12 protein-coding genes and 1 pseudogene are annotated in these 12,531 nt (G+C 44.2%); all 13 read left to right on the forward strand.

Annotation, left to right across the window (positions count from 1 at the left end; genetic code table 11):
* The first annotated feature begins 140 nt into the window (after nucleotides 1–140).
* Complete coding sequence (locus tag Q4557_RS17705; RefSeq protein ID WP_102519869.1) at nucleotides 141–980, forward strand: protein-glutamate O-methyltransferase CheR; 840 nt, start codon at nucleotides 141–143, stop codon at nucleotides 978–980.
* 143 nt (nucleotides 981–1,123) lie between these two features.
* Complete coding sequence (gene flgB / locus Q4557_RS17710; RefSeq protein ID WP_076540181.1) at nucleotides 1,124–1,522, forward strand: flagellar basal body rod protein FlgB; 399 nt, start codon at nucleotides 1,124–1,126, stop codon at nucleotides 1,520–1,522.
* 2 nt (nucleotides 1,523–1,524) lie between these two features.
* The gene (flgC, locus tag Q4557_RS17715; protein WP_102439333.1) at nucleotides 1,525–1,941 is read left to right on the forward strand and encodes a flagellar basal body rod protein FlgC; all 417 of its coding nucleotides are present in this window, start codon (nucleotides 1,525–1,527) and stop codon (nucleotides 1,939–1,941) included.
* Between the two features lie 24 nt (nucleotides 1,942–1,965).
* Nucleotides 1,966–2,763, forward strand: a complete 798-nt coding sequence (gene flgD, locus Q4557_RS17720) for a flagellar hook assembly protein FlgD (RefSeq protein ID WP_102439332.1) — start codon at nucleotides 1,966–1,968, stop codon at nucleotides 2,761–2,763.
* 75 nt (nucleotides 2,764–2,838) lie between these two features.
* Nucleotides 2,839–4,203, forward strand: coding sequence for a flagellar hook protein FlgE (flgE, locus tag Q4557_RS17725; protein WP_102439331.1), 1,365 nt, complete (start codon nucleotides 2,839–2,841; stop codon nucleotides 4,201–4,203).
* 269 nt (nucleotides 4,204–4,472) lie between these two features.
* Nucleotides 4,473–5,216, forward strand: a complete 744-nt coding sequence (gene flgF, locus Q4557_RS17730) for a flagellar basal-body rod protein FlgF (protein WP_076540191.1) — start codon at nucleotides 4,473–4,475, stop codon at nucleotides 5,214–5,216.
* An 11-nt stretch (nucleotides 5,217–5,227) separates the two neighbouring features.
* Nucleotides 5,228–6,016, forward strand: a complete 789-nt coding sequence (gene flgG, locus Q4557_RS17735; RefSeq protein ID WP_102439330.1) for a flagellar basal-body rod protein FlgG — start codon at nucleotides 5,228–5,230, stop codon at nucleotides 6,014–6,016.
* A gap of 24 nt (nucleotides 6,017–6,040) precedes the next feature.
* A complete protein-coding gene (gene flgH, locus Q4557_RS17740) occupies nucleotides 6,041–6,715 on the forward strand; it encodes a flagellar basal body L-ring protein FlgH (RefSeq protein WP_102439334.1) in 675 nt (224 codons plus the stop codon).
* Nucleotides 6,716–6,725: 10 nt separating this feature from the next.
* Complete coding sequence (locus Q4557_RS17745) at nucleotides 6,726–7,823, forward strand: flagellar basal body P-ring protein FlgI (protein WP_303414375.1); 1,098 nt, start codon at nucleotides 6,726–6,728, stop codon at nucleotides 7,821–7,823.
* 17 nt (nucleotides 7,824–7,840) lie between these two features.
* A complete protein-coding gene (gene flgJ, locus Q4557_RS17750) occupies nucleotides 7,841–8,977 on the forward strand; it encodes a flagellar assembly peptidoglycan hydrolase FlgJ (RefSeq protein ID WP_303414378.1) in 1,137 nt (378 codons plus the stop codon).
* Nucleotides 8,977–10,899 (forward strand): flagellar hook-associated protein FlgK, encoded by a 1,923-nt coding sequence (flgK, locus tag Q4557_RS17755; protein WP_303414379.1) that lies wholly within the window; start codon nucleotides 8,977–8,979, stop codon nucleotides 10,897–10,899. Before flgJ ends, flgK begins: the two co-directional genes overlap by 1 nt.
* An 11-nt stretch (nucleotides 10,900–10,910) precedes the next feature.
* On the forward strand, nucleotides 10,911–12,113 hold the full coding sequence (gene flgL, locus Q4557_RS17760; protein WP_303414381.1) for a flagellar hook-associated protein FlgL: 1,203 nt from the start codon (nucleotides 10,911–10,913) through the stop codon (nucleotides 12,111–12,113).
* 137 nt (nucleotides 12,114–12,250) lie between these two features.
* Nucleotides 12,251–12,531: pseudogene (locus tag Q4557_RS17765) on the forward strand (flagellin FliC); the annotation flags it as partial.

A 12,531-nucleotide genomic window follows, 5' to 3' on the forward strand; every position in this document is an offset into this window, starting at 1 on the left:
AATTCAATCTACAACCTAGGGCTGATGATTCACCATAGATTGTAGATTTCACGTTTGTTACCAAGCGCTCGGTAACCAAACAAAGCGGCGGCTTTAGATTGCAAACAATGTAAAGCGCCTCTTTAAAATAGGATGTAAAAGTGCCGAACAAATCACTTGCTGAAGCAGAATATAATCAGTTTAAGCTTTTTTTAGAGCAACACAGTGGCATTGTATTAGGTGACAACAAGCAATATTTAGTAAAAAGTCGCTTAGCGCCTTTAATGGGCAAGCATGATTTGCCCTCATTATCGGAAGTGGTTAAGCGCTCAATGAAGCCAATGGAGCGGCATTTACGGGCGGAAGTGATTGACGCGATGACCACAAATGAAACTCTGTGGTTTAGAGACAAATACCCGTTTGAATTACTTCATGATGCTTTATTACCTGAATATAGCCGCTTAGGTCGGCCGTTAAAAATATGGTCAGCCGCTTGCTCGTCAGGGCAGGAGCCCTATTCATTGGCAATGACTATTTTAGAGTATCAGCAGCGTAAGCCGGGGGCATTGCCTGGTAGCGCGACGATCCAAGCCACCGATTTATCACCTTCAATGCTAGCACGTTGTAAAAAGGCCGAATATGACAGCTTAGCCTTAGCCCGTGGGCTATCAGATGAGCGAAAGCGACAATTTTTTGATCCAATGCCGTCAGGTCATATGAAAGTGAAAGATAATGTTCAGCGGTTAGTGAATTTTAGAAGTCATAACCTGCTTGAAAGTTATAGCTTATTGGGTAAGTTCGATATTATCTTTTGTCGTAATGTGTTGATTTATTTTTCTCCAGAGGCAAAAGCTAAAATTTTGCGGCAATTTGCTGCCGCCCTTAATCCCAATGGGATTTTATTTTTAGGGGCGTCAGAATCTATCTCAGGTTTAAGTGATGAATTTACGATGGTGCGTTGTAACCCAGGGATTTACTATCAAAAGAAAAATATATTGTAAGTTTATGAATTAATATGTTTTTAGTTAATAAAATGCCGACTTACGTCGGCATTTTTCATTTTTATCCTTTCTCATCTTAAAACCGCAATATTTTGGCATAAGGTTTGCTTTGTTAGTGACAGTTAGCTGATGGAGGCAATTTTATGGCGATTAATTTTGAAAATGGTTTAGGGGTACATCAATACTCGTTGGGCATACGTGCTCAAAGGGCTGAAGTGCTATCTAGTAATATCGCCAATGCCAATACCCCGGGTTACAAAGCCCGTGATGTAGACTTTGCCTCTGCCATGAATAGCGCCCGCTCTCATCAGCAAGGGCTGCAAATGAGTCAAACAACTGACAAGCACTTTGACCTTAAAGCGTTAAGCCAAGAGCATGTGCAGTTTCGGGTGCCAAATCAGCCAGACACAGGTGACGGTAATACGGTGGATATGCAAGAAGAGCAATCTGCATTTATGCAAAACTCTTTGGAATATCAAATGTCACTGGGCTTTCTTGAAAGTAAGTTTTCTGGCATGCGTAAAGCCATTAGAGGTGATTAATTATGAGTCTTTTTAATATTTTTAATGTGTCAGGCTCGGGTATGTCTGCGCAATCGGTGCGCTTAAATACCACCGCCAGTAATATTGCTAATGCCAACACAGTATCAAGCAGTGTCGGTGAGACCTATAGAGCTCGTCATCCTATTTTTGAGGCTGAAATGGCCAAAGCCAGTCATCAGCAAAATAGTTCTCATAGTGTCAGTGTTAAAGGCGTTGTAGAAAGCGATAAACCGTTATTAAAAGAATTCTCACCTAATCATCCAATGGCTGATAACGATGGGTTTATTTATAAACCCAATGTCAATGTGATGGAAGAAATGGCCGATATGATTTCTGCTTCTCGGTCATATCAAATGAATGTTCAAGTGGCTGATGCCGCCAAATCAATGTTGCAGCAAACGCTTCGTATGGGTAAGTAATATGAATTTAGTTGGAGGTAAACAATGAGCCTCGTTAATCCTTACAGTAGTCAGTCATTACCGCAGTTGCAGACGTCTACCACGGCTTCCACCGTCTCCACTAATTCAGTGGCGACAAACTCACAAACTACACAGGTATCAGACAGTAGCTTTTTAGATAGCCTAACTGCTGCGCAATCAGCTAGCACCACCGAAACTGGTGAAGCTAAAAGCCAAGAGCTAACCCAATCGGATTTCTTTGCGCTTTTGAGTCAACAGCTGTCAATGCAGGACCCGTTTAAACCTGTTGAAAACGATCAGATGATCGCACAAATGGCGTCCTTCGCGACCGTTGATGGTATTGCCAACTTAAATGCTGAAATTTTGAATTTGAACAGTGTGATGAGCTCAAGTCAGGCATTACAAGCCTCGGGCTTAGTGGGGCAAAAGGTGCTCATTCCATCAGATATTGGCCATGTCTCAGAAGAAAACCCAGTCATTAACGGTGTCATTAGTACGCCACAGCCAATCGATACCATTACCGTCACCATTGAAGACGAGTCAGGCCAAGTGATTAAAACCTTTGAGGTTGATGGCTCTGCAGGCGGCAACATTGATGTCAGCTGGGATGGCCTTGATAAAGATGGCGAACCCGTAGAAGAAGGCATGTATGCCATTAAAGCTAACGGTAAAGTTGATGGCAACGCCGAAGATTTAGCGGTTTCAACTTATGCCCATGTCACTAGTGTGTCTTTAGGCAGTGTCGCCAGCGGTCCGATCCTTAACCTCAGAGGCCTAGGTGGTATTCAATTGTCTGATGTACTGGCAGTGGCAGAAAGTTAATAACACAAACAATAATAAGCTGCCAGAAATCTGGCAGCCACACAGAACCTAATTTAAAGCGCTAAGAGGTGATTTATGTCGTTTAATATTGCATTGAGTGGTATCGCAGCTGCTCAAAAAGATCTCAACACCACGGCTAATAACATTGCCAACGTCAATACCATTGGTTTTAAAGAGTCTCGCGCTGAATTTGCCGATGTTTATGCTAATTCAATTTTTTCAAATGGTAATACCGCAGTGGGCGGCGGCGCAACCACAACTCACGTAGCGCAACAGTTTCAGCAAGGTAGCTTACTGTTTACCAACAACTCCTTAGATATGGCTATTAGTGGCGGTGGTTTCTTTGTTACTTCATCTGAAGCGGGCAGCCAAGATCATGCATTCACCCGTGCTGGTGCATTTAAAGTAAACTCAGAAAGTTTTATGACAGATTCAGCCGGTAACTATTTACAGGGTTTCCCTGTGGATGCTGATGGTAATTCGACTTCAGTGAGTTTAACCACCACCCAACCGATTAAAATCCCCGATACTGCAGGTAGCCCAGTGAAAACCGGTAACGTTGGTTTTCAAATGAACCTCAATGTTGGTGATGAAGAACTTGATCCCGCAAACTTTGATCCAGATGACGCAGATACTTACAATAACTCAACCTCAGTAACGATTTATGATTCACTTGGTGAGGCTCATATCTTGACCACTTATTTTGTTAAACCAGAAGGTGGTTCCCATACTGGTGAGAATAACTGGGTTGCCTTTTATGCTGTTGATGGCAAGCAAGTGGATATTGATGCGCCAACGGGTGGTTCATTCCCAACAGATACTACTGGTGATGGTATTGCTGATTCAACTGGTACCGCTGAAAACGCATCCGGCTGGAAAGGCTCAGTACTTACATTTAATGATGCCGGAACTTATACAGGATCTGATCCTGCGGTAGTGTCTACGGTTGAACTAGGTAGTAATGGCGCAGGTGTTATCGGCACCGGCGCTGACGGCTCGCAAAAGGTGAACATCGATTTTAATAATCCTACTCAATACGCCTCACCGTTTGAAGTGACAGAGTTAACCCAAGATGGCACCACAGTCGGGCGCTTAACCAATGTCGGTGTCGGCGATGACGGTTTAGTAACAGCCAGTTACAGTAACGGTTCAACCGTGCCATTAGCTCGGGTAGCATTAGTACGCTTTTCTAATGAGCAAGGCTTAACTCAAGTAGGTAATACCTCTTGGAAAGCCAGCTTAGACTCAGGCCCAGCACTAGCAGGTGAGGCCAATAGCGGCACTTTTGGTAGTATTCGCTCGTCAGCACTTGAGCAATCAAATGTTGATTTAACCACCGAGCTGGTGGATTTGATTTCAGCTCAACGTAACTTCCAAGCCAACTCACGTACCCTTGAAGTGAACAATACCCTTAACCAAACGGTATTGCAGATCCGCTAATTAATCTCGCGCTTTAGTAAACTCGCGCTTTAGTAAACTCGCGCTTTAGTAAAGAGTTGCCGCCATGGCAACTCTTTGCCTTATTGTTCACCTCATTCTTCACCTCGTTACTACAGCCATTAACCTGCCCAATATTGCTTATCTTGTAAATTTCCCCGCTGTTTATAACTGCAAATTTCATCTAAAACTCAAACCCTTAATTTTTTGGCACGTTGATTGCTAGTTCTGTGTATATCTTTTGTTATGAAGAAAGTTTGACGGAGCGGTAAATGGACAAATTACTTTATGTTGCCATGAGCGGCGCTAAGCAGAATATGAATGCTTTGGCGGTGCGAGCCAACAATTTAGCTAATGTGAATACTGACGGCTTTAGAGCTGATTTGGTTCAAGCACGCTCTATGCAAGCTTTTGGCGAAGGTTTACCGACTCGTGTTTTTGCAATGACAGAAAGCCCCGGGCATAACTTTGACTCTGGCCCACTTAAAACCACAGGTCGTGATTTAGATATTGCCGTTAAAGATAAAGGCTGGATAGCTGTGCAAGCTGCTGATGGCGGTGAAGCCTATACCCGTTCAGGCAGTCTAAATTTTGACACTACCGGCTTACTCACTAATGCGCGTGGCAATCCGATTATGGGGGAGGCTGGGCCAATTGTGCTGCCACTGCCGGTTGAAAAAGTGCAAATCTCCCCTGACGGTATTATCTCGGTTAGACCCCAAGGCGCCACAGCCGACATAGTCGAAGAAGTTGCGCGGATTAAATTGGTTAACCCCAACAACGCCGACATGATGCGCGGTGAGGATGGCTTGTTTCGTTTAACCACAGGGCAAAACATCCCTAATGATCCCAATGTTCAAGTTGAAAGTGGCGCAGTTGAAGGCAGTAATGTCAATGCGGTATCTGAAATGGTGGCGCTAATTGATATTCAGCGCCAATACGAAATGCAAGTGAAGATGATGAAAAACGCCGAAGATCTTGATCGCGCCTCGTCAGCTTTAATGAGAATTAGTTAGGAGTAATTATTATGCATCCTGCTTTATGGATCAGTAAAACCGGCCTAGATGCCCAACAAACCGACATTTCGGTTATTTCTAACAACGTGGCCAACGCCAGTACCATTGGCTATAAAAAAAGCCGCGCAGTGTTTGAAGATTTGCTTTATCAAACCGTTAACCAAGCGGGCGGCGTCAGTGCTGATAACACCAAACTACCTAATGGCTTAAACCTCGGTGCGGGTACCAAAGTGGTTGCCACGCAAAAGATGTTTACCCAAGGCAATATGTTAACCACAGACAATGCCTTAGATCTAATGATTGAAGGTCCAGGCTTTTTTGAAGTTGAAATGCCAGATGGCACCGCAGCTTATACCCGTAACGGCCAATTTAGCCTAGATGAAAATGGCCAAATTGTGACCCCAGGTTCGGGTTATGTCATCCAGCCTGCCATCACCATTCCTGATGATGCCACTTCAATCACAGTGTCATCTGAAGGTGAAGTTTCAGTGAAACTTTCAGGTGCTACAGAAAATACCGTCATTGGTCAGTTAGCCATGAGCGACTTTATTAATCCATCAGGGTTAGACCCACTAGGGCAAAACCTTTACACCGAAACCGGTGCCAGTGGCACGCCGATTCAGGGCACGGCTTCATTGGATGGTTTAGGGGCTATTCGTCAAGGGGCGCTTGAAACGTCAAATGTTAACGTGACTGAAGAACTGGTTAACTTGATCCAAAGTCAACGTAATTACGAAATGAACTCGAAAGTGATATCAGCTGTTGATCAGATGATGTCTTACGTAACACAGAACTTATAAGCTTTGATGATAAGAGAGGGGATGATGAATAAGGTTTTAGTCTTAGCATCAGCATTTGTGATGCTGGGTTGCAGCTCAACTCAGCAAAAACCCATAGCCGATGATCCATTTTATGCGCCTGTTTACCCAGAAGCGCCGCCAACCCAAATGGTGTCAACGGGTTCAATTTACATGGATCATCAATCATCCAGTTTGTACTCGGATATTCGTGCCCACAAAGTGGGTGACATTATTACCGTATTGCTTAATGAGTCGACCCAAGCGAAGAAAAGTGCCAATAACGAAATTAAAAGAGGCTCTGATTTAAGCGTCGATCCGGTTTATGCCGGTGGCAGCAATCTGTCGATTAAAGGAATTCCGCTAGATTTTCGTTATTCAGATGACATGAATACCAAGCGTGAGTCAGATGCCGATCAGTCAAACAGTTTAGACGGCAGCATCTCAGCCAATGTCATGCAAGTGCTAAACAATGGCAATTTAGTTATTCGCGGCGAAAAGTGGATTTCAATTAATAATGGTGATGAGTTTATTCGCGTTACTGGCATGGTACGTAGTCAAGATATCACTCCTGATAATACCGTTGAATCCACCCGTGTTGCCAATGCTCGGATTCAATATAGCGGTACCGGCACTTTTGCCGATGTCCAAAAAGTGGGTTGGTTAAGCTCCTTCTTTATGGGCCAATGGTGGCCTTTCTAAGGAGTTAACCATGAAAATCAAATCCCTCATTTTATTATTGCTCAGCATGGTGTTGGTGTCACAGCCAATTCAAGCCCAGCGCATTAAAGATATTGCCAATGTCCAAGGGGTGCGAAGTAACCAATTAATTGGTTATGGCTTAGTGGTGGGGTTACCCGGCACAGGTGAAAAAACCCGTTATACCGAACAAACCTTTAGAACCATGCTAAAAAACTTCGGCATTAATTTAGCCGATAATGTTAACCCTAAAACCAAAAATGCCGCTGTGGTAGCCGTGCATGCAGAAATGCCTGCCTTTATTAAGCCCGGTCAAAATCTTGACATCACGGTATCAAGTATTGGTGAAGCAAAAAGCTTACGTGGCGGCACCTTGCTGCAAACCTTCTTAAAAGGGGTTGATGGTAATGTTTACGCCATTGCCCAAGGCACCTTGGTGGTCAGCGGCTTTAGCGCAGAAGGTCAAGACGGTTCACGGGTGATACAAAATACTCCTACCGTTGGGCGTATTCCTAGCGGCGCTATTGTGGAGCGCAGCGTGATGTCACCTTTTGCCAGTGGCGATCACCTCACCTTTAACTTGCGCCGTGCAGATTTTTCAACCGCCAAAAACATGGAACAAGCCATTAATGATTTGCTTGGCCCCGGTATGGCAAGGGCGCTTGATGCTACCTCGGTGCAAGTGAGTGCGCCTCGTGATGCATCCCAAAGAGTGTCATTTTTATCGACCCTTGAAAACATTCAAGTTGATATGGCCGATGAGTCAGCCAAAGTGATAGTCAATTCGCGTACAGGCACCATAGTGGTGGGGCAAAATGTACGCTTAATGCCAGCAGCTGTGACCCATGGTGGCTTAACCGTCACCATTGCTGAAGCGACCCAAGTATCACAACCTAATCCGTTTTCGGATGGTCAAACGGTTGTTACAACCGATAGCACCATAGATGTTGCCCAAGACGATAGCCGAATGTTTTTATTTGACCCTGGCACCTCGCTCGATGAGCTAGTCAGAGCGGTAAATTTGGTGGGCGCTGCCCCTTCAGATGTACTGGCAATATTAGAAGCGTTAAAGATGGCAGGCGCTTTGCATGGAGAGCTTATCATCATCTAAAAATTGTCGGTATGACTATGGAAAAGCTGTCAAATTCATCGAACTATCTGGATCTAGGGGGACTAGATTCATTACGTTCCAAGGCCCAGAAAGACGAGAAGGCGGCATTACAAGAAGTCGCCAAACAGTTTGAAGGGATATTTATTCAAATGCTGATGAAAAGTATGCGTGAAGCTAACGCAGTCTTTAAATCAGACAGCCCGATGAACAGTGAAACCACCGAATTTTTTGAAAACATGCGCGATCAACAAATGTCGGTGGATTTATCAAACAAAGGTATGTTGGGCATCGCAGACATGATGGTGCAGCAACTTTCTCCCCAAGAAAGCGGTTTTACCCCAGCCTCAGTGCTGCGCGGTAATATTGACGCTAACAGTGCACAGTCATTAGTTAACTCTACGAATAAGCCGGTAGATTTTCTTAGCACAGTAGTGAGTGCAAATTCTGCCCCTGAGCGCTCAGAGGCTGATCAGTCAATGTTTAACCACACAATGCCTAATCACTCAATGTCTGATCACTCAACTGTTAATATCTCAACTGCGAACGCTGCAATGGCTAAGCCGATAATTGATAGCCAAGAATTAGATCAAGTTTTGGCTGGTGATCGTGTTGCCACTAGTGGCAATAGCTTGCCGCAATCGATGGCACTAACGCCGAATCAGTTTGACAGCCCGCAACATTTTGTCTCAGTGCTTTATCCCCATGCTGAAAAGGCCGCGAAACAGCTTGGCACCACCCCTGAAGTATTACTGGCGCAATCGGCATTAGAAACTGGCTGGGGTCAAAAAATGATCCGTCGTGATGACGGCACAGCCAGCAACAACTTGTTTAATATCAAAGCCGACAGACGCTGGGACGGCGATAAAACCTCAGTCAACACCTTAGAGTTTGAGCAAGGGGTGGCAGTAAAACAACAAGCAGACTTCAGAATGTACGACAACGTTGAACAAAGCTTTAATGACTTTGTGTCATTCATCTCCAATGGCGAGCGCTACCAAGAAGCCAAAAAAGTGGCAGCACAGCCCGCCAAATTTATTCATGCCCTACAACAAGCAGGTTACGCAACTGATCCTCAATACGCCAATAAAGTGTTGAAAGTCATGGAGTCAGTAACCAATGGACTTAAGTCCGTATTACCAAAAGAGACTAACTAATGGCTATCGATTTATTAAACATTGCCCGTTCAGGTGTTATGGCAGCCCAATCGCAAATGGGCGTCACCAGTAATAACATTGCCAATGCCAATACCGTGGGCTATCACCGCCAAGTTGCAGAGCAATCGTCATTAGGGTCCCAACAAATCGGTAGTAGCTTTTATGGTACAGGTACTTACGTATCTGATGTGAAAAGGGTTTATAACGAATATGCCGCAAGAGAGCTGCGCATTGGCCAAACCTCCATGAGTGGTGCTGAAACCCGTTACAGCAAAATGAACGAAATGGATCAGCTGTTCTCGCAAATTGGCGCCATGGTACCAGCCAGTTTAAATGACTTTTTTACCAGCATTAATAATGTTGGCGATTTACCGACAGATCTCGGTATGCGTAACAACATGCTTAGCTCTGCCGGGCAAGTGGCTAACAGCCTTAATCAAATGCAAAGCCACCTTGACTCGCAAATGAAGCAAACCAATGCGCAAATCGGCGCGGTTGCTGATCGCATTAATGAGATCAGTACTGAGCTTGCCAACATCAACCTCGAGATCATGAAGTCGCCAGGGGCTGACAGCCAATTATTAGACCGACAAGATGCGCTGATTTTAGAGCTAAGCGAATATTCTGAAGTTAATGTTATCCCGCTAGATAATGGCGCTAAAAGCGTCATGCTCGGCGGCTCAGTGATGCTAGTGTCCGGTGAAGTGGCGATGCAAGTCGGCACCACTACAGGCGATCCCTTTTCGAATGAGCCAAGGCTAACCACATCAACCGGTAATAGCACGTTAGTGATTGACGGCTCTAAATTAGGTGGCCAATTAGGCGAGTTATTTAACTTTCGTGATCAAACCTTAATTCCAGCCTCTCAAGAGCTAGGGCAACTGGCCTTAGGCGTGGCAGATGCCTTTAACCAAATGCAGCAAAATGGTTTTGACCTAGACGGCAATATTGGCAGCAATATTTTTACTGATATTAACGACTCAAGTATGGCAGCGGGTCGAGTCGGTGCCTACAGTACCAATACTGGTGACGCCAACCTGAAAGTTAATATTGACGATGTAGGCCAATTAACCGGCAGCGCATACGAATTATCTTTCACTGCGCCAAACACCTATGAGCTTAAAGACACCCAAACAGGCAAAGTTGAGCCACTAACCCTTAATGGCAATCAGCTTGAAGGCGGCAATGGTTTTAGTATTGAAATTGATGCTGGCAGTTTTGCTGATGGCGACCGTTTTGAAATTAGACCTAACGCGGGCGCTGCAGCAGGGCTCAATGTGGCAATGACAGATCCAAGAGGCATAGCTGCAGCTGGGCCTAATATCTCAGCTGACTCAGGCAACTCAGGTAACACCAGTGTAAAGCTCACAGACATTGACCGAACTCATGCCAGCTTCCCTGAAACGGGTAGTGAGCTTACCGTTAAAATTGATACCGCTAAAAATACTTTTCAAGTACTGGATGCCAACGGCGCCATAGTCGGCGCTGAAAAATCCTTTACCCCACCACAAATTGACACCGGCTTTGGTTTTAGTTTTGAAATTAACGACTCATCTTCAGCGGGGGTCACTGACAGCTATAGCTTTGATTTGTCCTTTGCCGAAGGCGACAACAGTAATGCGGTTGCTATGGCGCAATTGGCCGATGCCAACATTATGAATAATGGCTCAACCACCTTAACCGGGGTGTTTGAAGGCACCAAACTGGATATCGGCAGCAAAACGCAAGCTGCAGCGGTGAGCTTGGCCTCAAATGATGCCATGTATCAGCAAGCCTATAACCGAGTGCAAAGCGAGTCTGGGGTAAATTTAGATGAAGAAGCGGCCAATTTAATGCGCTTTCAGCAATCGTATCAAGCTTCAGCTCGCATCATGACAACTGCCCAGCAGATGTTTGACTCATTACTTAGCTCAGTTCGCTAGGAGAATTAATTATGCGAATTTCAACGGCGCAAATGTTTCAGCAAAACAGCTACAGCATAGCCAAAGGCCAATCTGAAACCAGTAAAACCCTCCTGCAATTAGCCACAGGTAAAAAAATTAATACCGCCGGAGACGACCCCGTGGCCGCCATTGGTATCGATAAGTTAAACCAGCAAAATAACTTGGTTGATCAATATGTCAAAAATATTGACTACGCTAAAAATCGATTAGGTGTTACAGAATCTAAAATAGGTAGCACTGAAACGCTTATCGATAGCATGCGACAACAATTACAAAAAGGTGCCAACGGCAGTTTATCGCAAAGCGAGCGGCAAATGATTGCCGATGAAATGAAAGTCAGCCTTGAAGAGTTACTTTCCATCGCCAATTCTAAAGATGAATCAGGAAATTATTTATTTTCAGGCAATAAAACCAGCTCAGTACCGTTTGCTTTTGATAACAATGGCGACATTGTTTATAGCGGCGACTCAGGTGTAAGGCAAAGTGTGGTGGCATCAGGTGTAACTATTGGTGCCAATGTTCCAGGTGATAGCATCTTTATGAATGCACCCAATCCTTTGGGCGATTATGGCGTCAATTATCTGTCATCTCAGCAAGGCGATTTTGTAGTTGATAGTGCCAAAATTGTTGATCAGTCAACCTATGTAGAAGATACCTATAGCTTTAATTTTGTCGCCAATGGTTCAAATGTTGATCTGCAAATTGAAGATGCTAACGGGAATATAGTCAAGACAGTGGCCAATTTTGATCCAAGTGTTCCTGTTAAATTTAATGGTATAGAAGTTGAAATATCAGGAACCCCAGCGGCTGGCGACAGTTTTACCATGGAGCCTCAATCAACAGTGAGCATTTTAGATGAGCTAAATAGCGCTATCGCCCTGCTAGAAAGCCCTGACGGCGCCAATTCTCCCCAAGGAAAATCAAAGTTGGCACAGCTATTGAATAATATTGATAGTGGTCAAAATCAAGTCAGTACGGCAAGAAGTATTGCTGGTAATAGTTTAAAAGGGCTTGAAAGCCTAGCGACAAATCACGCTGAAGAAAAAATTGTAAATGGTAGTGCACTGTCCATGCTAGAAGATTTGGACTATGCCGCCGCCATTACCGAGTTTGAAAAACAGCAACTTGCACTTAACGCAGTATCGAGTGTGTTTGCAAAAGTAGGGTCTATTTCACTATTTGATTACATTTAGTTTCATTATATTTAGTTTGATTACATCTAAATTGATGTGTTGTTCAAGACAGACTGAATAAAGAATTAATCGTTAAATTGTAATATTTAGCCAAGCTCCAAAGTCTTGGCAACAAAACTAAGAATGAGGATTTATCTATGGCTATTACAGTAAATACCAACGTAACATCAATGAAAGCGCAAAAAAACTTAAATAATTCGAGTCAAGCTTTAGCTACTTCTATGGAGCGTTTGTCATCTGGGTTACGTATTAACAGTGCAAAAGATGATGCTGCGGGCCTAGCAATTTCCAATCGACTAACTTCTCAAACAAATGGTTTAGAAGTGGGCATGCGTAACGCTAATGATGCAATTTCAGTGGCACAAATTGCTGAAGGTGCAATGCAAGAGCAAACGAATATGCTTCATAGAATGCGTGA

Source organism: Shewanella sp. 5_MG-2023, from assembly GCF_030547465.1.
In the GTDB taxonomy this organism is placed as follows: Bacteria; Pseudomonadota; Gammaproteobacteria; order Enterobacterales; family Shewanellaceae; genus Shewanella.

Coding starts and splice junctions, on each gene's coding strand:
- flgB (WP_076540181.1), top strand. CDS start 1,124: ATGGCGATTAATTTTGAAAATGGTTTAGGGGTACATCAATACTCGTTG.
- flgC (WP_102439333.1), top strand. CDS start 1,525: ATGAGTCTTTTTAATATTTTTAATGTGTCAGGCTCGGGTATGTCTGCG.
- flgD (WP_102439332.1), top strand. CDS start 1,966: ATGAGCCTCGTTAATCCTTACAGTAGTCAGTCATTACCGCAGTTGCAG.
- flgE (WP_102439331.1), top strand. CDS start 2,839: ATGTCGTTTAATATTGCATTGAGTGGTATCGCAGCTGCTCAAAAAGAT.
- flgF (WP_076540191.1), top strand. CDS start 4,473: ATGGACAAATTACTTTATGTTGCCATGAGCGGCGCTAAGCAGAATATG.
- flgG (WP_102439330.1), top strand. CDS start 5,228: ATGCATCCTGCTTTATGGATCAGTAAAACCGGCCTAGATGCCCAACAA.
- flgH (WP_102439334.1), top strand. CDS start 6,041: ATGAATAAGGTTTTAGTCTTAGCATCAGCATTTGTGATGCTGGGTTGC.
- Q4557_RS17745 (WP_303414375.1), top strand. CDS start 6,726: ATGAAAATCAAATCCCTCATTTTATTATTGCTCAGCATGGTGTTGGTG.
- flgJ (WP_303414378.1), top strand. CDS start 7,841: ATGGAAAAGCTGTCAAATTCATCGAACTATCTGGATCTAGGGGGACTA.
- flgK (WP_303414379.1), top strand. CDS start 8,977: ATGGCTATCGATTTATTAAACATTGCCCGTTCAGGTGTTATGGCAGCC.
- flgL (WP_303414381.1), top strand. CDS start 10,911: ATGCGAATTTCAACGGCGCAAATGTTTCAGCAAAACAGCTACAGCATA.